At 49.9% G+C, this 22,694-nt stretch carries 24 protein-coding genes and 1 pseudogene; 15 read left to right on the plus strand and 10 right to left on the minus strand.

Annotated features, from left to right (window positions below; genetic code table 11):
• The first annotated feature begins 1 nt into the window (after position 1).
• From HRU10_09885 to HRU10_09895, 3 genes are all read left to right on the plus strand, one after another.
• Complete coding sequence (locus HRU10_09885; GenBank protein ID NRA27543.1) at positions 2 to 496, plus strand: hypothetical protein; 495 nt, start codon at positions 2 to 4, stop codon at positions 494 to 496.
• 77 nt (positions 497 to 573) lie between these two features.
• Positions 574 to 978, plus strand: coding sequence for a hypothetical protein (locus HRU10_09890; GenBank protein ID NRA27544.1), 405 nt, complete (start codon positions 574 to 576; stop codon positions 976 to 978).
• Positions 947 to 1,999 carry a M23 family metallopeptidase gene (locus HRU10_09895; GenBank protein NRA27545.1) on the plus strand — a complete coding sequence of 351 codons (1,053 nt, stop codon included), beginning with the start codon at positions 947 to 949 and terminating at the stop codon, positions 1,997 to 1,999. The genes HRU10_09890 and HRU10_09895 overlap by 32 nt, the downstream gene beginning before the upstream one ends.
• Positions 2,000 to 2,211: 212 nt before the next feature.
• Here the strand turns inward: HRU10_09895 and HRU10_09900 are convergent, their stop codons facing one another.
• Entirely contained in the window at positions 2,212 to 2,964 is a 753-nt protein-coding gene (locus HRU10_09900) for a response regulator transcription factor (GenBank protein NRA27546.1), read from the minus strand.
• 6 nt (positions 2,965 to 2,970) lie between these two features.
• Positions 2,971 to 3,453, minus strand: a complete 483-nt coding sequence (gene bcp, locus HRU10_09905; GenBank protein ID NRA27547.1) for a thioredoxin-dependent thiol peroxidase — start codon at positions 3,451 to 3,453, stop codon at positions 2,971 to 2,973.
• Between the two features lie 270 nt (positions 3,454 to 3,723).
• Between bcp and rpsA the strand changes: the two genes are divergently transcribed.
• Complete coding sequence (gene rpsA, locus HRU10_09910; protein ID NRA27548.1) at positions 3,724 to 5,385, plus strand: 30S ribosomal protein S1; 1,662 nt, start codon at positions 3,724 to 3,726, stop codon at positions 5,383 to 5,385.
• A 171-nt stretch (positions 5,386 to 5,556) separates the two neighbouring features.
• Positions 5,557 to 7,386, plus strand: a complete 1,830-nt coding sequence (locus HRU10_09915; protein NRA27549.1) for a hypothetical protein — start codon at positions 5,557 to 5,559, stop codon at positions 7,384 to 7,386.
• 477 nt (positions 7,387 to 7,863) lie between these two features.
• Here HRU10_09915 and HRU10_09920 read toward each other — a convergent pair whose 3' ends face one another.
• On the minus strand, positions 7,864 to 8,181 hold the full coding sequence (locus HRU10_09920) for a hypothetical protein (protein ID NRA27550.1): 318 nt from the start codon (positions 8,179 to 8,181) through the stop codon (positions 7,864 to 7,866).
• Positions 8,182 to 8,723: 542 nt separating this feature from the next.
• On the opposite strand from HRU10_09920, the gene sufS reads away from it, so the two are divergent.
• The 4 genes from sufS to HRU10_09940 are packed head-to-tail and all read left to right on the plus strand — an operon-like array spanning position 8,724 to position 11,180.
• Complete coding sequence (gene sufS / locus HRU10_09925) at positions 8,724 to 9,980, plus strand: SufS family cysteine desulfurase (GenBank protein ID NRA27551.1); 1,257 nt, start codon at positions 8,724 to 8,726, stop codon at positions 9,978 to 9,980.
• Complete coding sequence (locus HRU10_09930) at positions 9,980 to 10,414, plus strand: SUF system NifU family Fe-S cluster assembly protein (GenBank protein NRA27552.1); 435 nt, start codon at positions 9,980 to 9,982, stop codon at positions 10,412 to 10,414. Before sufS ends, HRU10_09930 begins: the two co-directional genes overlap by 1 nt.
• 38 nt (positions 10,415 to 10,452) lie before the next feature.
• The gene (locus HRU10_09935) at positions 10,453 to 10,737 is read left to right on the plus strand and encodes an ATP-dependent Clp protease adaptor ClpS (protein ID NRA27553.1); all 285 of its coding nucleotides are present in this window, start codon (positions 10,453 to 10,455) and stop codon (positions 10,735 to 10,737) included.
• 23 nt (positions 10,738 to 10,760) lie between these two features.
• Entirely contained in the window at positions 10,761 to 11,180 is a 420-nt protein-coding gene (locus HRU10_09940) for a hypothetical protein (protein ID NRA27554.1), read from the plus strand.
• Here HRU10_09940 and HRU10_09945 read toward each other — a convergent pair.
• On the minus strand, positions 11,150 to 11,971 hold the full coding sequence (locus HRU10_09945; protein ID NRA27555.1) for an RNA methyltransferase: 822 nt from the start codon (positions 11,969 to 11,971) through the stop codon (positions 11,150 to 11,152). The two genes, HRU10_09940 and HRU10_09945, sit on opposite strands and share 31 nt — an antisense overlap.
• Before the next feature lie 44 nt (positions 11,972 to 12,015).
• On the opposite strand from HRU10_09945, the gene HRU10_09950 reads away from it, so the two are divergent.
• A complete protein-coding gene (locus HRU10_09950) occupies positions 12,016 to 13,257 on the plus strand; it encodes a class I SAM-dependent RNA methyltransferase (protein NRA27556.1) in 1,242 nt (413 codons plus the stop codon).
• Positions 13,258 to 13,270: 13 nt separating this feature from the next.
• On the opposite strand, the gene HRU10_09955 is transcribed toward HRU10_09950, so the two are convergent.
• Positions 13,271 to 13,663: a response regulator gene (locus HRU10_09955; GenBank protein NRA27557.1), complete on the minus strand. Its 393-nt coding sequence runs from the start codon at positions 13,661 to 13,663 to the stop codon at positions 13,271 to 13,273.
• Between the two features lie 183 nt (positions 13,664 to 13,846).
• On the opposite strand from HRU10_09955, the gene HRU10_09960 reads away from it, so the two are divergent.
• The 4 genes from HRU10_09960 (at position 13,847) to HRU10_09975 (ending at position 17,476) form a co-directional block, all read left to right on the plus strand.
• Positions 13,847 to 14,386 carry a hypothetical protein gene (locus tag HRU10_09960; protein NRA27558.1) on the plus strand — a complete coding sequence of 180 codons (540 nt, stop codon included), beginning with the start codon at positions 13,847 to 13,849 and terminating at the stop codon, positions 14,384 to 14,386.
• A gap of 79 nt (positions 14,387 to 14,465) precedes the next feature.
• Positions 14,466 to 16,202 (plus strand): Flp pilus assembly complex ATPase component TadA, encoded by a 1,737-nt coding sequence (gene tadA / locus HRU10_09965; GenBank protein ID NRA27559.1) that lies wholly within the window; start codon positions 14,466 to 14,468, stop codon positions 16,200 to 16,202.
• Positions 16,203 to 16,269: 67 nt separating this feature from the next.
• On the plus strand, positions 16,270 to 16,671 hold the full coding sequence (gene ndk, locus HRU10_09970) for a nucleoside-diphosphate kinase (protein NRA27560.1): 402 nt from the start codon (positions 16,270 to 16,272) through the stop codon (positions 16,669 to 16,671).
• Between the two features lie 10 nt (positions 16,672 to 16,681).
• Positions 16,682 to 17,476: an RluA family pseudouridine synthase gene (locus tag HRU10_09975; GenBank protein NRA27561.1), complete on the plus strand. Its 795-nt coding sequence runs from the start codon at positions 16,682 to 16,684 to the stop codon at positions 17,474 to 17,476.
• A gap of 709 nt (positions 17,477 to 18,185) precedes the next feature.
• Here the strand turns inward: HRU10_09975 and HRU10_09980 are convergent.
• Positions 18,186 to 18,305 (minus strand): annotated as a pseudogene (locus HRU10_09980) (prepilin-type N-terminal cleavage/methylation domain-containing protein).
• Positions 18,306 to 18,398: 93 nt separating this feature from the next.
• Between HRU10_09980 and HRU10_09985 the strand changes: the two are divergent.
• A complete protein-coding gene (locus tag HRU10_09985; GenBank protein ID NRA27562.1) occupies positions 18,399 to 19,559 on the plus strand; it encodes a PQQ-dependent sugar dehydrogenase in 1,161 nt (386 codons plus the stop codon).
• 11 nt (positions 19,560 to 19,570) lie between these two features.
• On the opposite strand, the gene HRU10_09990 is transcribed toward HRU10_09985, so the two are convergent.
• The 4 genes from HRU10_09990 to HRU10_10005 form a co-directional block, all read right to left on the minus strand.
• Complete coding sequence (locus HRU10_09990) at positions 19,571 to 20,413, minus strand: ABC transporter ATP-binding protein (GenBank protein NRA27563.1); 843 nt, start codon at positions 20,411 to 20,413, stop codon at positions 19,571 to 19,573.
• A gap of 2 nt (positions 20,414 to 20,415) precedes the next feature.
• Entirely contained in the window at positions 20,416 to 21,246 is an 831-nt protein-coding gene (locus tag HRU10_09995) for a hypothetical protein (GenBank protein NRA27564.1), read from the minus strand.
• Entirely contained in the window at positions 21,246 to 22,010 is a 765-nt protein-coding gene (locus tag HRU10_10000; protein NRA27565.1) for a 16S rRNA (uracil(1498)-N(3))-methyltransferase, read from the minus strand. The genes HRU10_09995 and HRU10_10000 overlap by 1 nt, the downstream gene beginning before the upstream one ends.
• A gap of 233 nt (positions 22,011 to 22,243) precedes the next feature.
• Positions 22,244 to 22,681, minus strand: coding sequence for a hypothetical protein (locus tag HRU10_10005; protein NRA27566.1), 438 nt, complete (start codon positions 22,679 to 22,681; stop codon positions 22,244 to 22,246).
• Between the last annotated feature and the right edge of the window lie 13 nt (positions 22,682 to 22,694).

Genomic DNA, 22,694 nt, shown 5'->3' on the forward strand with positions numbered 1-22,694 from the left:
TATGGACTGGCAGATCCAACGTTTCGGGCGCGTATCTACGGTCACCGGCAGAAAATTTGAGCCCGGCGATTTGGTGGTGTGCTTGATCTACGTGGGTCCGGAGGGAGACATCCAGCGGGCTGATATGCACCAGGAGGAGGAAGCCGACTTTGATGTCATGGAGCAAAGCCTCTTGGGGCGTTGGGTGCGTTCAGTCAAAGAGAAGCTGGGAGACGAAGATAATTCACAATCCATCCAGTCGACAGAAGATCTATTTCTCGGTTTATTTCAGCATGATCGTTCTGAAGACTCGGAAGAAGTGGAGCTTTTAAAACATTTTCTTGGGCTCATGTTAGAGCGCCGACGCGTGCTGAAGCCTGAAGGTCCGCGCGCGCATTCAGGCCAGCAAACCTACATCCATACAAAGTCTAAACAGAGCTATCAGGTACCTGTTCTGGCGCTTGAGCCAGAAATGCTATTGCGCCTTCACGAGCTTTTTGAGGATTTGATATTATGAAGTCTCTGTTGCCTGTTTTTTTTAGTCTCGTCGCCCTGTGTTTCACGGGTTGTGTGACGTCTGACTCCGAGCAATCTATGGCTCCGACGATGTTGATGGAGTCCCGAACGGATGGATCGGTGAAGTATGAGATGCTCCCGGTGCCTATGCCTGACGGGAGTCTCATACAGATTCCGGTTTCTGGTACGCCTATCTTGGGGCCGGACCACTTCTTGCGCGCTGATGTCGCTGAAGTTGACTTGGGTGTGGCGATCCGGATGACGTTGAGCCGTCGAGGTCAGGTGGAGCTTTATCAGTCCAGTGGATTCAATCTATCACGGCGCCTGCTTTTATTGGTAGGAACTAAGGTGGTGGGTCTACGCCGCATCGAAACAGTCATGAACGAGCCGCATTATTTCACATTTGCTCTCGTTCCAGACTCGGAAATTCCAGAGCTGGTGTTGCAGATAAATGATTACTTGGAAGCATACCATAGTCGGTAAGATGCCGGCGAAACCATACATCTGGATAGCGCTTCTGTTGAGTGGCTGGTGTCCGCTTTGGCCCCAGGCTGGTGGCCCGATTACTTGGCCTACCTCAAACACGGCTTTTATGCGTGGCGAGGACTTGTCGGCCTTTATTCAACCCACGGTCAGTGGTCGCGTGACTTCTGGACTCTACGGCTGCGTGCGTAACGATGGCTTTCGCTTCCACGAAGGTATTGATCTCTTTCCGATTTTCCGGACGCCAAATGGAGAAGCAGACGAACCGGTATTTGCGGTTATGAACGGTCGGGTCATGCACGTGAACCCAGTTGCGAGCCGTAGTGGTTATGGCCGTTACGTGGTGCTTGAGCATACAGATGCAGATATTCCTGTGTATACACTCTACTCTCATCTGGCGGATATCGCTGAGGGCGTCGAAGAGGGTGTCTGGTTACAAGCGGGAGATCCGGTGGGTGGTTTGGGCCGATCGGCAGCCTATGACATTCCCAAGTCTCGGGCTCACGTCCATTTTGAGATAGGCCTGCGTATAGGGAACGGATTCCAGGGGTGGTATGATCAGCAAGACTTCACCGCTCCTAATCATTTTGGAATATGGAACGGTATGAACCTGGTCGGCTTCGATCCACTCGCATTCTTCGAGGCCGTCCGCGATGGTGAATTTACCAGCTTTCACGCCCATATCCAGACCTTCGCTGAGTTGGCCGTGCTTCGGGTCCACACGTCTAAGATTCCTGACCTTATTCAGAGGTATCCGACTCTGCTGACACGGCCGATCGAGCCGGGTAGCGGTATTGCGGCCTGGGACATCGTATTTTCGCAATATGGTTTTCCGATCCGCCTCACGCCCTGGTTTGCCGGTGAGCTCCCAGCGCGTAATGGAGGCAGTGTGGAACTCTTGAGTATCGATGAGCGACTGAGGGCCGAGACCCGGTGTTGGAAGAGCTTTTCGCGCAGCCGGGATACCTATGAGGTGGCCGCTTTTATGCAGCGTACCCTTGCGATTTTATTTGAACATTGAGGGGAGGTAGAAGCCGAATGTCATTCGTGCCAAGGAATGATTTATAATGCAGGCCGAGGAGGTAGAGACGTTTTGCCAAAACGTCTTCGCTCGCGGGATTGATCTGTCCTTTCCCCAGATAAGACTTTGGAAAGGCGGTGGTGGTGTAGGAGGGCCTTCCGGTAATAATGCTCCATAAAGGAACTGACTAAACCTGTATAGATAGCTTCAGACTACTTATCTTTCGCAGTTGTCGTCTCGTCCTTAGGATCGTAGATATATCCGACACCATGAATCGTGCGAAACGCATCAAGAGATGTATTGTGGCGGCTAAAGTGGTCTCGGATTTTTACAATGTATTGGTCCAGCGAGCGTGAGCGAACGTCGGCATGAATACCCCAAACTGAGTGAATTAAGCTGCGGCGGGTCAGAACGGTATGGGGATTGGAGACCAGATAGGTCAGGATGCCCAGTTCTTTGCGCCCTATTTTTTCAGAAGTTCCATCGTCAAAGATGATTTCCATACGGCCAGGAGACACCAGTGCCGTGCAGAATTTGAAGTCGTTAGTACTAACCTTCGCATTCTGCGTGATATGATTATCTTTCGAGGTCTCTGCTCGACGTAACACAGCGTGGATCCGAGCGATGAGTTCCGGGAATGAAAATGGCTTTGTGATGTAATCATCGCCGCCCATTTCGAGACCTTTTACTTTCTGCACCTCGGAATTATTTCCTGTCAGAAAAATGACTGGAACTTGTATGCCATTTCGACGTAGTTCCTCCATTAAACTAAAACCAGTGCCGTCTGGTAGGTTGATATCTAGGAGAAGCAGATTCGCGAAGTTGTTTTTCAGAAATCGAACGATACGGGAGATACGGTGATAGACCTGGGTCATCATTCCGGCCATCTCCAGTTGTTCCGAAATCAGATTGGCGAGTTCTTTTTCATCTTCAACGACGAGAATAAGCGGTTTTGGCTGGGGCATATCAGTCTAAGCGGGTAGTTCCTTCAAATCTGAGAGTATCTGATTAGCGTGCTCTTCTGGTTTCACTTTAGGGTAGGTCTTCAAAATTGTTCCTTCCGGGCCAACAATAAAGGTCATGCGATAAATGCCTTCATAAGTTTTGCCCATAAATTTTTTCTCTCCATAAACCCCGAACCCATTTGCTGTAGTGAGCTCTGGATCGGAAGCGAGGGGGAAGTTGAGAGAATGTTTTTTCCGAAATTTATCATGCGAGGCCTCCGAATCGCCACTAACGCCGATCACGCTAATATTTTGGTCGCTAAAATCCGTCCATTGATCTCGTAATCCACAGGCCTGCTTGGTGCATCCGGGGGTATCGTCCTTTGGATAAAAGTAGACGACATATGTTCGTCCACGGAGGCCGCTTGTGTGCAGCTCCGTACCCGCAGCATCGCGGTAAGCGAAATCTGGAGCGGTGGCGCCAGCTTCTAGAGGAGTCGGTTTGTTCATGAGCAGAGGATTAATCCGATAAACAGTGTTTAGGTAACGTTCGTTTGTTAAGAAAATTTACAACTGGTTTAGGTAATCGCTGATAGCTCTTAGATTAAATGGCGTACTTCAGAGTATTTTCTTTGCCTAACGTGTGTTTTGAGTTGCAGCGCGATATGAAATTATACTGATTAAGCGTTCGCTCTTATTTCCGGGGGGTCCGGGAAGCGATTAATAAACCTGAGAATTAACCCTCAACCCTCTCCATTAGGAGAGTTTCCATCATACTGTATGAGTTCTTTAATGGACGATCTAATGGCCGAATCCCAGTTCCAGCAACTGGCGGAAGGCTCAATTGTAAAAGGCACCATCATAGAGGTGCGCCCCAACGAAGTCGTCGCTGACATCGGAGGAAAAGCAGAAGGGGTCATCCCCAGCCACGAATTTTTTGACGTCGGCGAACTGCAAATTGGTGAAGAAATCGAAGTGTTTCTCGAGCGTCTCGAGGACAAAGACGGCAACCCGGTCATCTCATTTGACAAAGCCGAACAGAAGAAAAACTGGGAAAATATCCTCACCAAGTGTGAAGAAGGATCAATCGTCCAGGGTCGCGTAAAGGCCAAGGTTAAGGGCGGTCTGATCGTATCGATCGGTGTCGACTCCTTCCTGCCTGCTTCCCAAATCGATATTCAGCCACCGAAGAATTTAGACCAATACATGGGCCAGACTTACGACTTTAAGGTTTTAAAGATCAATTTGGACCGCAAAAATATCGTCGTATCGCGTCGCGAGCTCATTGAAGAGCAACGCCAGGAAAAGCGCCGCAAGCTTCTCGACGAAGTTAAGCCCGGCGACAGCCGCACCGGTGTGGTCAAGAATATCACCGACTATGGTGCTTTCGTCGACCTCGACGGCCTCGACGGCCTGCTTCACATTACCGATATGTCTTGGGGGCGTATTTCTCACCCGAGCGAGATGCTCAAACAAGGTGAGGAAATCACAGTCATGATCATCGAGGTCAACCGTGACCGCGAGCGCGTTTCTTTAGGACTCAAACAGCTCAGCTCAAATCCTTGGGACAAGATCGAGGAGAAATACCCAGTCAACGTCAGGATTTCTGGCCGTGTGGTTAATCTCGTGCCTTACGGAGCATTCATCGAGATCGAAGAAGGCGTCGAAGGTCTTGTGCACGTCACTGAGCTTTCTTGGACCAAGCGCATCAACAAGCCTTCTGAGGTGCTACGCATCGGGCAAGAGGTCGACGCCGTCGTCCTCGGCATCCAAAAAGAGGAGCAGAAGATTTCTCTCGGTATCCGCCAGCTCGACGTCAATCCATGGGATATGGTTCGCCATAACTATCCTGTTGGAGCCCGTGTTCGCGGCAAGGTGCGCAACCTCACTAGCTATGGTGCCTTTGTTGAGCTCGAAGAGGGTATTGATGGTATGATCCACGTTTCAGACATGAGCTGGACACGCAAGATCAACCACCCAAGCGAAGCCATCAAGAAGGGCGACGAAATCGACGCACTGGTATTGGATGTCGATGCCGATCAACAACGCATCTCTCTCGGCATGAAGCAGGTTACCACAGACCCATGGGAAGAGATCGAAAATTACTTCAAGATCGGTGATGTCGTTGAAGGCAAGGTGTCGAAGATGACCAGCTATGGTGCATTTATCGAACTCGACCATGACATCGACGGCCTCGTGCATATTTCGCAAATCAGCGAAGAGCGTATTGATAAGGTCAAGGACGTCCTTGAAGCAGAGCAAAAGATTTATGCTCGTGTTATCAAGATCGACCGTGACGAGCGTCGTATTGGCCTCTCTATCAAGGCTGCTGAATACGATGAGGATCAACTCGAACGCGAGCGTATCGCCTTCGACGCCCTCAACAGCTCAGACGATCTCACCAACCTCGGTGATATCCTCGACAACGTCACGACCAAGTAGAGGTCAGCCCAAACTTATTCATCAAAACGCCTGCTTCCTACCGGAGCAGGCGTTTTTTATTCCGCCTCCTGGGGAATCCGAGTCCCAGCGTGGCATGAGTTAAGCCGTGTCTATTCTGCTTTAATCACAATGATTTAGGTTTCTGAATATAAAGTAAGGACCCTCCAAATCGTGAATTCGGGATTTTTGACTAAACCTGGAAGGAAAGATGCCAGACAGAAAGCTCAAATAACTGAATGGCAGTATCTGTCACGAATCTTGCTGACTAGAGGAATGATATTTAAGTCGATTTTTACGACATGCAGGGATTGTTTCTCAAAATTCAATGCAATTTACACCCTCACTTGGATAACCTTTGGCGTAACACTGGCTGGTTTTCTTTTCTTTTCTAATCGTTTGATTGATACGATTGGTGCTGAAATTTTAGTTGGTTGTTCGGTTTTTCTTATTTTCAGTCACCAGAGGTTTAAAAATACGAATGGGTGGACCTTTCGGCATTGGCTTATCGCATTTGTAGCTCCTGGCTTATTGGTTTCTATGTTGATTCTCGTAGTCGGCTTTGTGTGGAGTCAATTTAATCGAGTTGAGATTGTGATAATCGGAAATGGCGATGGCCAATATGGACAAAGTGTTCAATCACGCAGCCAGGTTTTTGCTTTTATTGAGTCTGAAGTCTCAAATGTTAAGCGGAATGTTAAATTGAGATTAGATGGGGATTATCAGGATTTAAATAAGAAGAAAGAGTCGGAACCAGATTCATCTGGCGGGCCCGATACGAGTGTAAATGTGGACACAGTATATAGTCGCTGGATTTCTAATATATCCGAGACAAAACCACATATTTTGGAACTTGATGTAATCTGGATTTCAGATTTAGTAGATAAAGGAATATTGAGTCCGATGGATGATGTGAAAACTCATGAAAGCGATTATTACACTTTTGGAGTAACCAATCAGATAGGATTACATAACGCGAACGACTTGAGGGAAATTAAATTTCCAGGGAAGCGGGAATACGCTAGACCCTTCTTTTTGAATGTTGGACTCCTTATGTATGATAGTAGGAGGATACTTGATGTAGATATCGATCCAAGTTTTGAGAGTGTGCCCGAAGATTGGGACGAGCTATTCAGAAGGATTTTAATTCTTCGGGAATATGACCCTAGCATTAAAGGCTTTGTATTTCAGGGGAAAAACTATGAAGGGTTTTTGTGTAGCTTCATTGAAATGTTGTGGGCTCACGGAGGTTCGATAGTAATCGATTCTAGAAAAGGGATACCACAGATAAACAATCCGCGGTCTCAGATATTCGAAACGCTGCAATGGTATCAGAACGCAATTCGCTTGGGCGTTATCCCACCAGAGGTATTTAAGGGAGGGAAAGATGGCGAGGGTCTGACGGAGACGACGAGTCAGGATTTATTTTTTGAGGGGAACACCCTTGTTCATCGCAATTGGCCCAGAACTCTTGATCGAATCCATTCTCGGCCTGAAAATGGCGAGATGCGGACACGAGTTCGAGTATTTCCGAGACCGATTGGGCGTAGACATGTAGACCCGGGAATACCTAAGGCAGCATTGGGAGGTTGGGCTTATGCGATAACCACCTTCGCTGAGGAGCAAGGGCGTGCAGTGGAGGCAATGCGAGTTATCGAGGCCTTTACTAGTAAAAGGTGGTTCGATGCGATGGTCAGGTCTCAACAGCTTACCCCTGAAGACGATGTGTATTCAATTCGCGTTCCGGCAAATGAGGATGTTGTGAGAAGGCGTGCAGCTGATAACCACGCAATTAATATTTCATACAGATATCTTGAAAATAGATATTATGCGTCTAGACCAATTGTTCAGAACTACACTGAATTCTCTAGTCAATTCACTAGTGCTATCCACGGCTTGATGCTGCGGTTTATAGAGCAAAAATTTAAGAATGAATCAGTGAGCGATGAAGAGATATGGGATGTTCTGAATTCATGTCAGTCGAGAATCAATAGGCTTTATTAATGTAGTGTTGAGGATGTCTCATTTGTTGTTAAAGCTCAGAGGTAACCCTGTTCATTTAGTTTGTTAGATTTATCATTGTGGTGATTAGTCAATTCCAGGTAAGCGTCCGTTAGAGCATGTTCGTGAAGGGGGTGCTCTAACGGACGCTTACGAATTGCTGTGCTATTCCGACTGGGAAAGCTGGATCTGATTCCATGAAGATCCGCGAAGAACCGAAAATTAAGTCATTAAAGAGCAACAGCTCAGGGCCGTTTTCGACTCGAATTTGTTCGGGAAGCTTGCCCATCTTTTATTAATTTAATAATTGAGCTTGGCCATCCTATTAATCCTGTAATTCCAATAGCAAGAAAGGGTAATCCTACCCAATAAAAGACATTTCTAATCTTAAATGTTTCTGAAAAATTCCTCTTATTTTCAGTGTTAATGAATGAATTAATTTTTGTAATCATTTCTATTTTAAGTTTTTTGTCTAGATTGCTACTCCCACTTGTTAATGATTTTTTTTTCTTTATCGCTAACAAAGACAACGGTTGAATGTGATGAGTAGCGTCCGTCTTGCAGGACAGTTTTCGAGCCCATTTCAGCTTTTTTCACCTTTTCTATTCTGTGGGGAAACTTTAAAAGACCCCAGAAGTGCCCCTGCGTATAATCAAATGTAGCTAATCCTTCATGGTTTTTTTCACCTAGCACTTCAATAGTTTGATGCCCTACAAAAACAAAACTACCTCCAAATCCAGAGAAGAATAATATAACAAAAAAAGGCTTCACTAAAGCATCTACGATAAATTTTTTCATAGCATTAATGTTATGACAATGAATCGTCCTGATAACTCTGAAGATTCGTGTTTATTGAGGTGATGAGATGTAAGGGTTTGGACACCATGAGTTTGATTGTTTGCCTCACACGCGCCGATAGGGCGTTTGTAAAAGTACTTCAGTGTATTGTGGCAAGGAAAAGTAGAGCACACGGCACAGTTTCTGGGAGGCGCGCTGACGCCTTCTTTCATCGGCATAAATATCCTCCGACTTTATCCGGCTAATTTACGCTAATAATTTTCTCTTTGGGTCTTGGCTTGTAGTTGGTTTTGGGGTGTAGGGAGCCAAGCTGAAGGGAGTGCATTTTAACCGCGGGGTAATAATGTACAACGGTCTTAAAGTTTATCTTAGACTTGGGATGCGTAAAAAACAACGGATCAAGAGTAAGCGTACCTTAGAGCACCTCATTGACTAGCAGATCTCGGTCTCGTTTTTATTTGGAATGTCACGTTATTCTCCCCTTCCCATTATCGACTCGAAACTGGACGCCGGAAGAAAGGGAGGTATATTCTTCGTTTCTCATGTATCCAGAGTCACTCAACATTGAGCACGCTGAAGCTGCGGAGTATGCGCGTGGACTTCGGGCGGACTTTCCTATTCTCGCTACTGAAGTGCGTGGCAAGCCGTTGGTGTTTTTTGATAGTGCTGCGTCGTCGCAGAAGGTGCAGGTCGCTCTTGACGCTGAGCGGAAGCTATTGACGGAGAGCTATGCGAATATCCACAGAGGTGTGTATGCCTTGAGCGAGCAGGCGACAGCTGCTTATGAGGACGCGCGTTTCACGATTGCGGAGTATTTGGATGCCGCTCGATCTGAGGAGGTAGTATTCACCCGTGGGACCACAGAAAGCATCAATTTGGTGGCCAACTCTTTCGGGGGAGCTTACCTCAATCCGGGGGATGCTGTGTTGGTCTCTGAGCTGGAGCACCACGCCAATATCGTCCCCTGGCAAATGCTCGCTGAGGAATTGGGTCTAGAGATTCTGCGTATCCCAGTGACAGAATCGGGTGAATGGGACCTCAGCACACTGGATGAGCTGCTGGACCAGCAGGTGGCGATGATCTCGGTGAGCCATGTGTCTAATTCTTTGGGGACGATCAATCCCGTCGAGACCGTGATTGCTGCTGCTAAGAGCCGCGACATCCCTGTGCTGCTCGATGGGGCTCAGGCGATCCCACACTTTAAGCCGGATGTCCAAAGTCTCGACTGTGATTTCTACGTGTTCTCTGGCCACAAGCTTTTCGGGCCCACCGGTATCGGTGTGCTTTATGGTAAGTATGCGCGTCTCGAGGCGATGCCGCCTTATCAAGGCGGTGGCGACATGATTGATAAGGTGTCGTTCGATGGCACCACGTTCGCCAAGCCGCCTGCTCGTTTTGAGGCGGGGACGCCGCATATTAGCGGAGCTGTGGGCTTGGCCGCAGCGGTGCGGTATGTCAGTGTGCTCGATGCTCAGTTGCTCCATGAGCACGAGCAGGGCATGATGCGATATCTGGAAGCGGGTCTCAGAGAAATCGAAGGGCTCCGGATCTACGGTGAGGCCGCGGATAAGGTCTCTGTCACGTCTTTCGTTTTAGACGAGGTACACCCTCATGATATGGCAACATTTTTGGACTCTGACGGAATCTGTATCCGAGCGGGGCATCATTGCTGTCAGCCGCTCATGTCACACTATGGCATCGCGGGAACGGCGCGCGCCTCTTTGGCGTTTTATAACACTTTCGAGGAGGTCGATGCGTTTTTGGCAGCCATCCATAAAATAAAGAAATTTTTCGGCTGATGAGCGGTGACGACTCTCTCATCGAGATGTATCAGGACATTATCCTGAAGCATAACAAAACGCCACAGCGTAAGCACCCGCCCGAGGCTGGCTGGCTGGTGGTCGATGGCCGCAATACGACATGCGGCGACGAGGTGGTGCTGGGCTTGTCGGTTTCTGATGAAGGGGTAGTGGAGGATGGCTGTTTTGATGGGGCCAGCTGCGCTATCTGCACCGCTTCTGCATCGATGATGGTCGAGGATGTGATCGGTCGTACCATCGACGAAGTCCGTGAGCGGAGCCAAAATATTCAAGATAGCCTGACAGGTGAGACACAGATCGATAGCAGCGAAGGCGATCTAGCCGCTCTGAATGGAGTGCGTCGCTTTCCAGTTCGCTTGAAGTGTGCCTCTTTGCCGTGGGAGGTCTTGGACAAGGCCCTGGTGCAGTCATGATGAAATCGTTTGTGGCAGCCGAGCGCCCGTTCGCGGCAATGGAAAATCCGTTCGAGGAGTCGCAGTTTAGTACGGTCGAAACGCTTGAACCGGTCTGGCAAGTGATCGTAATGGATGATCCGGTCAACCTGATGAACTACGTCGTGCTGGTCTTTGAGACGGTGTTTGGCTACCAGCGAGAGAAGGCGACTAAGCACATGCTGGAGGTCCACGAACAGGGGCGCAGTGTTCTCTGGGTTGGCGAATTTGAAAAGGCGGAGGCCTATGTGTTCAGTCTGCAAAATTGGCAGCTGTCTGCGGTTTTAGAAAGGGTGGGCGACTGATTATGCCGCGCTTGCGTTTTCATATGGACCCGTCTTTTTGCAATTTCTTCAAGGAGGCATTGGGCTCGATCATCGATGCCGTGGGTGGCGAGCTGATTCCCGGGAGATATCAGCCACAGGATACGCTGGATGCGGAGATCTGGGAGGACGGGATTCAGGAGTATAACCATGATATTTCTGAGGCCTTAAAGGACTTTGTTGCCAGCAAGGAGTTCGGATTCAGCGAGATGAAGCTTTCTGACGAAGAACTTACCTTGGTGGTTCAGGCATGTTCCTACTTTCGGCTGCGTATACGCAGTGCTTTGTTAGGATGCTTCAAAGATGAACAACTGGAAGCGGGTAGTATTGATCTAGAAAACCTTAGTCCAGCAGTGCGCGATGCTTATATCGTTTACATGGGCCTGGCGTCCATTCAGTCCGAAATTGTAGATACCCTTCTTTGACGCGCTGCTTCAAACAGGGTGACGACGCTGGCAGCGTTCACGTTGAGAGAGTCCGCGTTGCCATGCATTGGAATAACGGTTCGGGTATCTGCATGTTCGAGCCAGTATGTGGATAGGCCGGTAGCTTCGGCTCCAACGGCAATGGCTGAGGGTCCGCTAAAATCGATATCCCAAAGTGTTTTTGTGCCATCGGGTGTGGTGGCATGAACAATGACGCCACAGCTATGCATGAAGCGTAGAATTTCTTCGGGGTCTGCGATGAAGACAGGCACGGCGAAGACGAGCCCCTGCGATGAGCGGATTACATTTGGATTAAAAATATCCGTCCGCAGATCGGAGCAGAAGAGGGCGTCGACTCCTGCCGCATCTGCTGAGCGAAGGATAGCTCCGAGATTGCCTGGCTTTTCCACACCATCGACAATCATGAAGAGGGGATTGGGCGGTGGCTCGATCTCGTCGAGGTCAAATCCATACAGGTCGGCTTCACCGATCAATCCATCGGGTCCCTCGCGATATGAGAGTTTGGAGAAGGCCTCGGGGGAGAGTTTTACCAAGGATACGTCCTCCTGCTCACCGGCAAGTGAAACGAATTCTTCATGTTCTGAAGATTTGAAACACTCAGGGCAAAAATACAAGGTATCGACTTCGACGCCGCCGCACACAGCATGAGATAATTCTCGCAAACCTTCGATCAAGAAGCGTTCGGTTTCCTCGCGTCTCTTGCGCTGCCAGAGCTTGCTAAGGGCTTTTATGCGTTGATTGGCGGGAGATTGGATAAAGAGCGTTTCCATTTTTGAGATGGCGCAGTTGCCATTGGGCAGTAGACAAGCTCTTTATGCCGCAACCCAGCAAGCACTTTAATCCTGACCCTTTTGCCTACCATGAGGAGGTAGAGCTGACAATCGACGACCTCACGAATCTAGGTGTGGGAGTCGGTCGGGTCGATGGCTGGGTCGTGATGGTGCCATTTGTGATACCGGGTGAGCGTGTGCGGGTGAGGATTTTTGCCAACCGGAAGACATTTTCGGAAGGCGACCTAGTGCGTGTTATCGATGCGAGCCCGGATCGGGTCGGCCCGAAGTGTCAGCTCTACGAAACCTGTGGTGGCTGCCAATATCAGCATATGTCTTATCCTGCTCAGTTGGCGCATAAGCGCTCCCATGTGGCAGATGTTATGCAACGATTGGGTGAGATCGACCACCCGGTCGAGGCGGCTCATGGGTCTCCGGTAGATTATGGCTATCGCTCTAAGCTGACACCGCATTGGAATCGGGGGGCACGCAGTGGTCCGATTGGGGATATCGGGTTTTTGCGTTATGGCTCACGGCGTAGTCTGATCGATGTGCCGCAGTGCCCAATTGCTACGCATGGGATCAATACCACGCTTCCTCACGCCCGCGAGCGGGTCAGGCATCCCAAGACTGCGCGGGAGAAAAAGGTTTTGAAGCAAAAGGGAGGGACTCTGTTGCTGCGCGACGTAGCGGAAGGTGTGGTGACCGAGCATGAGAAAGTGGTGACCGAGCGTGTGGGGGAGAAAGTATTTCAGTTCAAGGCAGGAGACTTTTTTCAAAATAACCCGTTTATTTTGCCGGAGTTAGTGGCATATGTGGCCAGTGAAGCGAAAACTCCGCATACGCGCTATCTCATCGATGCTTATTGTGGTGTGGGTTTATTCGGGATCTCGCTTGCTGGGTATTTTGAACAAATCGCTGGAGTCGAAGTGAGCGAGTCTGCGGTTCTGTGGGCGCAGGGGAATGCGCGCATAAATTTTGTTGAAAATGCCCGCTTTATGGTGGGGGCCGCAGAAGCAATTTTTGAGGGACTTACCTTTCCGAGTGAGGTGACGGCTATGATCATCGATCCTCCGCGAAAAGGCTGTGACGTGGGGTTCTTGGAGCAGCTCTTTGCCTACGGGCCGGCCAGGCTCGTCTATGTGTCTTGCGACCCAGCTACTCAGGCGCGTGACCTCAAGGCGATGTGTGCAGAGGGATACCGCGTTGAGCGAGTAAAGCCTTTCGACCTGTTCCCACAGACGCGGCATATAGAGAACGTAGTTACGCTATCGCGGGAGTCCTGATCCTTATTAATGGTTAGGAGCTTACTCGAGCTTTACGGCTGGGAGCATTCTCAAAAACCCAGAGCGCTTCTTTCAGTGTCTGCTCATTGAAAGGTTTGGAGAGAAAGTCGTCTGCTCCGGAGCGAATGGCAGTGTGGCGATCTTTGAGCTCATCGTTAGCTGATAGAAAAAAGATCGGAATCTCTGCCAGAGCCGGGATTTGTCGAATTTTGCTGCAGGCTTCCACTCCATCCATGACTGGCATCGTGTAATCGAGTAGGACCAGGTCGGGTAAGATTTCGTCTGCTTTCTCCACGGCCTCTTTCCCGTTTTTTGCTGAGTGGCCCTCATATCCCATGGTTTCGAGAACAGCTATGGCCAGCTCGATATTCACACCGTGGTCGTCTGCTACGAGTGCTTTCTTCATATCTGAAATGGGGAAATTGGTTTTAGTTTAACGTTGAATAACTCGCCGATCAGTCACTTAGCTTGAAAAATTAAAGAGCTTTTAGTAGCTTTTTCTAACCTACCTTGCGGACTGAAATTTCAGGCCGCTGAAAATAAAAATATCCTCCCATACTCTCATACTCGTTGCGAGAGAACCTAACAAATGAATCCAGGTCATGCCGTTATGGTAAAGTCCAACCGTCAGTTGGGCTCGGTTCTTGTCGAAAGAGGCCTCATTGAGCATCGGCACCTTGAGGCCGCGAGCGAACGTCTTATCGACGCTATGCAAAACCCGGGCAAGCTCACGGCGAGTATCTTATCCATTCTTATCTTTGAGCTTCAAGAGCTCGAGGAGTCGGCTTTGATCGCCTATCTTGTAGAAGAGGAAAATCTTGGAGCGCTTCCGTTAGGAAGCACTGAATTTGATCCATCAGCGTGGCCAGATTTCGCAGCAGGGCTTGCGGGGGCGACACGGACGATCCCGGTTGATCGTAAAGATGGTTTCATCACTGTGGCTACCAGTTACTATTTGAGCCCTCCTGCACGCGAGTATTGGGAATCAGAATTGAGCGAGCATATCATTTGGACCGTCGCGCCGTTGCTCCAGATCGAAAAGCGGATTGAGTCGCTAATAGATGCTCAGTCACAGGCAAATACCAGTGCTTCAGGCGTGGAGAGGAGTATGCCAATCCGTAATACCTAAAACTCTGGGCTGAATTCAAAGATGATATTGTCGCATTGATTATAGCCCATTGAAGAAACTGGGATCAATCTTTGTATCCATGGCATTAGCACGCATCCAAGTAAACATACTAAGCAAGCTCTCGGAGTTTGGAAATCTCGACGAAGAAGCCATCAAAGAAATCCTCTCGATAGAAGAGGAGCTTTCGGGCGAGGCGGTGGATAATATGTTGTTGGAGAAGTATGGCGTGAGCGAATTTCAGCTTCTCGTTGCTAAGGCTAAGGCCTTTGATCTGACTCCGTTCAATGCTTCCCTATTTCAGGTGAGCGAACATACCTTCGAATACCTAGAGCGTGATTTTTGCTTGGAAAACAAGGTATTGCCGATCGGCACGGTGGGTGAGTTTTTAGTAGTGGCAGTCTCCAATCCTTTTGACGTTCAGCTCAATCAGAAGATCCAGGATATCACACGTTTACGCGTATCGACTTTGCTGGCTCTCGAGCGCGACATCAATGCAAAGCTTGAGACGAAGGATGAGGAAAAAGCCCAGGTCTCAGACTATTCGGACGTCGTGGACGCCCTGGGAAATGAATTTGAAGAGGGTGAAGAACTGGAAGATGCGATCACCGACGAAGAGTCCGCTCCCATCATCAAGTTGGCGAATCGGATTATCGAAGACGCCTATTTTTCTGGAGGTTCAGACATACATATTGATCCTTTCGAGAAAGAGACGCGTATTCGGGTCCGTATCGACGGCGTCCTGCAGGAGAAGCTGTCTATTCCAGCAAAAGTCTCGGGAGCTTTGATGGCGCGGCTCAAGGTCATGTCCGACCTCGATATCGCAGAGAAACGCCTGCCCCAGGATGGACGGATCGTTTTCAAGCATTATACCCGTCGAGGGATTGACGTGGACCTCCGGGTATCTACGGCACCACTCAATCATGGAGAGGGCGCTGTTATGCGTATTTTGGATAAGCAGAAGTCGACCCTACCGCTTCCAGCTTTGGGCTTTTCGGAGCAAAACTTGAGTATGTATCGCGAGTTGATCACGCGGCCTTATGGCATGATCCTACACTGCGGCCCAACGGGTTCAGGAAAGTCGATGACGCTTTATTCCGCACTCAATGAGATTAATACCCCAGACCTATGCATTCGGACGGCTGAGGACCCGATTGAGTATACATTGCCTGGTCTAGCCCAGATGCAGATGAATCGGAAAATCGGGCTGACCTTCGCGACGGCCCTGCGTGCCTTCCTCCGTCAGGATCCCGACATTATCCTGGTCGGTGAGATTCGCGATACCGAGACGGCGGGCATTGCCGTGGAGGCTGCGCTTACTGGTCATATGCTTTTTTCTACCCTCCACACCAATGATGCTCCCTCGACGGTAGCTCGTCTGACAGAAATGGGAGTGGAGCCTTTCATGATTTCAGCGTCCATTGTTTGTGTCTGCGCTCAGAGACTGATGCGTCGTCTCAATAAAAATACCAAGGGGGAGTATCAACCCGAAGGAAATGAGCTAGAGATAATCCAAAAAGCTATCGGCTACACGGGCCCTGTTATGGGCGCTGGCCCGGCGGACAGCCCTCTAGGCCCCCCATATAAGGGTCGAGTGGGCATCCATGAGTTGATGCCGACGTCTGAAGAGTTGGTTAAGGGCATCAATGACGGATTGGAAGCGGCCCGGCTCAAAATGATCGCCATGCGCAATGGGATGCGGACGTTGCACCAAGACAGTATGCTTAAGGTCATGGACGGACTCACATCTATGGAGGAGTCTCTTTCGACGGTTCCGCCAGACATGGAAGATCTGAGTGAGTTTGCTGATGCCGTTTAGCCGGTGCCATGACGCTTCAAAAGCGATTAAGCTTGATCCGCAGTATTCCTTCTGACGCTACTAGGAGATGGAGAAGACTCTCATTTTACTCAAACCCGACTGCATGGAGAAAAAGAATGCCGGCGAAGTGATTGGCCGTTTCGAGAAAGCAGGATTTGAGATTGTGGACTGCAAGATGATGCAGCTCACCCCTGAAATTTGTCGCGAGCACTATGCGCATGTGGCAGATCGTCCGTTTTTTCCCGAAATAGAGGGATTCATGACTTCTCGTCCCGTTATGGCGCTGATTCTTTCAGGGAAATCGGTGATCGCTAGGGTACGCGAACTCTTAGGGCCAACAGATTCCACTAAAGCTCCTGCGGGCACCATTCGCGGTGATCTCGGAGAAACGATGATGATTAATGTCGTGCACGCTTCGGATAGCCCCGAAGCAGCAGCAGCAGAGATCAAGCGTTTCTTTGGCGCTTGAGCCCAGGCGATTGCCTAAGGATTCTATTTTGGATCCTCGTTGGTTCGAGACTGAGGCTCCTCTGGTAGACCCAGAAGAGCTCAATACATGGATATTGCATGAGGATGACAATCTGCTCGTGATCAATAAGCCGGGTTGGCTTGTTTGTCATCCGTCGAAAAAGGGACCCTGGTCGAGCCTGGCCGGTGCTGTCCGGGAGCAGTGGCAGATGGACCAGGTGCACATGGTCGCCCGTCTGGATCGTGAGACGTCTGGGCTCGTTATCTTCGCAAAGCATCCCAAGGCGGCGCGCCGTTATCAGATGGCTATGAGCCAGAGGCGGGTAGAGAAGACTTATTTTGCGCTGCTTGCTGGCCGCATGTCTCTAGAGCTCAATGACCGGCTTACTGTGGATATACCTTTAGTTCGTGACCGAAAATCGCTCGTCCATGTAAAGGTGAAGGCCCAGAAAGGGCAACAAGGGCAAAGAGCGACGACATACTTTATGCCGCGTGCTTACGGTGAGCGTTCGACTTGGGTAGAGATCGGCTTAGAAACTGGGCGCAAGCACCAGATACGGGCCCATGCGGAATGGATGGGGCACTCGGTAATAGGGGATAAAATCTACGGACCGGATGCCAATTGGTTCCTTGAGTTTATTGACTCAGGATGGACGCCAGAAATGGCTGCAGCCTTGATACATCCACGTCAGGCTTTGCACTGTGCGCGGATGCATTTTCTTTTCGAAGATGGAGAGGAAAGAGACTTCGAAGCTCCACTGACCGAGGACCTTGTGGAGCTTCTGAAACGAGAGGGGATCGCCTGAGTCTGTTATTCGGCCTCCGACTTTAGCGGGTAGTATTTGGTAAGCGCGTTCCTGGACCAAGAAGGTAGGGACGTTTTGCCAAAACGTCTGCTTTTGCGGCATCGATCTATTTTTCTAGTAGATGCGCTCTGCGATGTAGATCGGGAATCTTTTTACCAATCTATGTGGCTTTTTGTTATTATTCCCAAGTGCCAAGGATTTCGTTACCAGAGCCGGCCGAGTAGATGGCCACTCCTGCGAAAATATTAGCAGCGACTGTGGGCGCTAACGTTCCGCCGCCATCGGCTATTGTCACTGCTGTGGCAAAAGCGCCATTGGCAAGGATCCCGTCTTTGTTGCGGTCCATGATTATAACGATGTTCGTATTGTCGAAAGCATCACCGAGCAAGGCTGAGCGATCGCCGGTAGCCAGATCCACAGCGAAGTCTCCTTCAGATACTGAAAAATAGCGGCGTTTCTTAGGATTGATCGTGGCGGCATCGGCGTCTGCGAGCGGAGTGCCGTCGTAAGCGACGCCGGTAAGTGTTTGTAAAAGGATGTCGGTGTGGGCAGCATTACTCATCACAAATATGCTGTCGGATCCAGTCACTACTGCTGCTCCGTCGAAGGTTGGATAGTAGCCGTAATCGATTTTGTAATTTTCGATAGCGAGAGCGAGCTGACTCATGAAGGTTTTACTTTTCGTTTTCTTTACATTGTCGAATGCTGATCCGACCGTTGGGATCAGGATTGCTGCGAGGATCCCGATAACGGCAATGACAGTCAGCAGCTCAACGAGTGTAAAGCCGCGCGTGCGTGCGGTGGCTTTGGGGTGGGGTAGTAGAATCATGGGTGAAAGATGGATAAATGGGGGCGGGGCGTCGAGTGTTTTTAGGATTGCGACGCCGCTTGTGTTTGGGCCGATTACTTGGATACTACGCGCATGTCCCACGCCTCCCTACGTCGTCCAGCATGGGCTACACTGAAATTTGCACTTTTTTCATCACTCGTATCTGGATTCGCCCGGGCTGAGGTAATCGAAACCCAAGATGCCTCTTTCACTGTTGAGACAGTGGCGGATGGTTTGACGCAACCTTGGTCGATGGCGTTCTTCCCAGAGGGTGAAATGATCGTTTTAGAAAAGGTAGGCGCCATTCGAAAAATCGACTCTGAGGGAAATATAAGTGATCCATTCAGCGGCTTGCCCGCAATCGCGGTTTTGGGACAGGGTGGCTTGCTCGATATTGAGCTCGATCCTGATTATGCTGTTAATGGCTGGGTCTATTTGGTCTATTCTGCACCTCATCCTGAGAATAAGCGCAATGGTATGACGACGGTGGCGCGCTGTCGCTTTGATTTAGAGAATTTGTCGGTTACTGACTTTGAGGTTTTGTATCAGCCAGCCTTGGAGACCTTTTCACGGCGTCCCCACCATTTCGGCAGCCGCGTGGTATTTGACCATGCGGGGATGATGTTTTTTTCCATCGGAGATCGCGGAGAACAGCGCAAAGCTCAAAACCTGGATTTGCCGCATGGTAAGGTGTTTCGGCTCAATCGCGACGGTTCCATCCCCGGTGATAACCCGTTTTTAGGCGATGATGGAGCTTTGCCCGAAATGTATAGCTACGGCCATCGCAATCCTCAGGGCTTGGCGGTGCATCCGGTGACAGGAGATGTTTGGGCGGTAGAACATGGCCCTCGAGGGGGGGATGAGCTCAACCTACTTAAGCCCGGTGCTAACTATGGTTGGCCGCTGATCACCTATGGAATCAATTACAATGGCACACCGATTACCGACAAGACATCCATGCCGGGCATGGAGCAACCACTGACTTATTGGGACCCATCTATTGCGCCCTGCGGTATGGGCTACTACACGGGTGATCAATTTCCTGAGTGGAAGCACGATCTTTTTATTGCGGCTCTCGCTCATCGTAAGCTGACGCGTTTGGTTTTCGCGGATGATGGCCGAACACTTGAGCGCGAAGAAATCATGCTCGAAGGTATCGGGCGGATCCGGGACTTTGAGTCAGGACCCGAAGGGTTGCCGTATTTGATACTCAATGCTCCTAACAGCATTGTTCGGCTAGTTCCGGCTAATTAAGTGTGGATCGCTTATTCTGAAGCTTGCAGAAGCGCCGCGTGGTCGATGGTCGCAAGCCGCTTCACTTTGACTCCGGGTTTAGGAATGCAATCGATGAGCGCCTGAGTGTAGGGGTGCTGGGGTGATTTGAGCACATGGGCTGTTTCCCCTTTTTCAACGATATCGCCACGAAACATTACTACGAGGTCATCCGCAAAACCATCCACGATGCCGAAGTTGTGGGTGATGAGGATGATAGACATGTTGAGCCGCTCTTTGAGCTGAGCCATTAGATCCATGATTTGGGCCTGAATAGTAACATCAAGTGCGGTTGTTGGCTCGTCAGCTATTAGAATGCGCGGTTCACAGACGAGGGCCATCGCGATCATAACCCGCTGTTTCATGCCTCCACTCATCTGGTGTGGATAGTCTCTAAAGCGTTTCTGCGGTTCGCGAATGCCGACCAAATCCAACGTCTCGATAATTTTCTGGCGCACGTCGCTTATTTCTGGACGGTGCAATTTGATCGTCTCGCCGATTTGGTCACCGATGCGCATGAAGGGATTGAGTGATGCAGCGGGTTCCTGAAAAATATATGCGATGTCTTTGCCGCGAATTTTTCGAAGTTCTTTAGGCGGAAGCGTAAGAATATCCTTCCCGTCGAAGCTAATCGATCCTGCTATTTGACAGGTAGGCGGCTGTGGAAGCAGCCGAGTGAGTGACAAGGCGGAGACACTCTTTCCAGAGCCGCTCTCTCCGACAACTGCGAGGGTTCTCCCAGCCTCTAAGTCAAATGAGACACCCTTTACCGCAGTGTTGGTCCTTTCGCGGTCCTGGAAGGTGATGACTAGGTCTCTTACGGAGAGTAGGGGCATTGTCAGTCTTTGTTTTGAGCTTCTACTTCCTGAGCTGCAGCGTGATAGGCGTCTGCTTGATCGAGGTGGTCCTCGCAAAACGCGACACCTCGATCATAGCGAAAGTCGAGTTCAGGATGTGATTTGTCGGTCCGCCCACAAATGACACAGGTGTGCAGCGGTGCCTCGGCATACGCCTGTCTCTCGTTTCTCCACGATCGCGCTCGAGCAGAAGCACGGACGCCTGAGACGAGTTGACGCCCGAAAAAGATAAAGAGGGTGAGGGATGCTGCGATTACTTCGAGCTGGGTGATCAGGTCTCCACCGATGAGTGAAATGGCAAAGAACCCCCAAGCTAGCCATGCTAGCCACTTTACCTTTACAGGGATAATGAAAAAGATGAGGAACTGCATATTGGGATTGAATTGTGCGAACGCGATAAATAAGGCTGTAATCAGGAAGGCATTTCCAAAAACACCCCAAGGCATGATGATGCCAAACGACAAGGTGAGTGCCCAGCCCGTGAGGATAAATAAGTTGAAACGGAATGCTCCCCATACGCTTTCCAGGGCTGTTCCCATGTAATAGAATATAAAAAGCGCAAATGCTGCGAAAATAACGGAAAAGGCGTGGAACTCCTGGTATCCTAGTCGGGGTAAAATTCCGAAGGTGAAAACTCGCCACCATTCGCCTGCGATCACGCTATTAAAGTGGAGCACCAGATCATTGGCGCTCACGATGCCGACAAGCGAAAGACCAGTCGTTGCGAGTTGGGCAAACATGAGCCCGAGAGCCAGATTGGGGATAGCGAATTTGCCGAAGCGTTTTTCTAGATTTTGATACAGTTTAGACATCAGGAAGGCGATCCGCCGGAATCGAGATGAGAGATTAAAGCCGATAGGAGGGCGGGTGTTGCAGTCTCAGTTCGGAGGATGTTAGTTCCTAGTCTTATCGGAATTCCTGAATTTTCACGTAGGAGTGCATATTCTTCCGCTGAAAAGTCGCCCTCGGGCCCAATCGTGAGGGCAAAGGCACCTCCCTGGGATTGGTGAGCGCGTAATCTGGAAGCGGTATCCACGAGAGAATGTGCTTCGTCTTCAAGCGAACCGTAGATCAGCAGAGTGTTTGTCGGTAGGGCCTCTACCCAGTCTGATAACTTACTTCCAACCTCTAGAGTAGGATACCACGGGTTTTCACACTGTTTGCAGGCTTCTTGGCTTATCGCCCGCCACTTATCGAGTTTTTTGCCACTGCCGAAGGTGCTCTGGGGGATATCGCCGTTTACAGTGGAAAGCGGACGTATCTGAGAGGCGCCCAGCTCGGTCACCATCTTCAGAATCGTCTCCATGGACTTTCCTTTGGGGACTGCCTGGCCAATCATTAATTGCGGCAGTGTGCGTGGATGATGATGCACCCGGAGGAGTGAAATTTCACTTGCTCGGCTATCGCAGGTCTTCAGTTCCGCGAGGCCCACGTTTCCACGACCATCGAGCACCTTTATCCGATCCCCTGTCTTTCGACGCAACACGCGGGCTACATGGTGACTTTCTCCGGGATCGAGAGTCAGAATATCACCCTCTACAAAGGTTGTGGGTGCACTTAGGACGACGCGTGACATTGAGCAGAACCCTCTGTTTGTAGCGGCCCCATATCAAGGGCTAAAAAGAAGGGTGCCGATCTGAGAAGATCGGCACCCTGCAAACAAACTACAAACTAGACTGAAACAATAAAACTACTGCAATCTTATTTTAATTCGTTAGTCGACCTGACGCAGTTCGTGTTCAATAATTCTGATACAAATTTTGAGGTTTTTTCTTCAGCCCTGAAATTCCTGCTTAAAACGTCCTTTTTTCAGGGTGCAATTGAGGCAACGGGGAGTTCTTCGAGCTGTCGTTTGGATTGGATCGACAATGATCTCCGTAAAAGAGAGGAGCTATTGCTGTTATCCATCGGTGCCCTTGTTGATAGGGGTAGGGATGGGGCTATTAACCCCACCCCTCCCTCCGAACCGGACGTGCGGGTCTCCCGCATCCGGCTCTCCAGTTGGATGGTTACTTCACAACGAAGATGCGTTGCCTCGGTTTGGCTCTGCCAAGAGTCCATCACAAAACCTACCTCGCGATGAGGCGGTACGCACAGATCAAGCCCTCTCGCATCAAACGGGCGCTTAGACCTCTGGGGTTCTAGATCCATCAGGATCAATCGATTCCAGATCGTTTGGTTCGATACGGATTCGCTGATCTCATCCTTCCTGCCTCCCTTGGCTTCATCCGCATTACCAGACTTCATAGCTACTATGGAG

The organism is Opitutales bacterium (genome assembly GCA_013215165.1).
In the GTDB taxonomy this organism is placed as follows: Bacteria; Verrucomicrobiota; Verrucomicrobiia; order Opitutales; family JABSRG01; genus JABSRG01.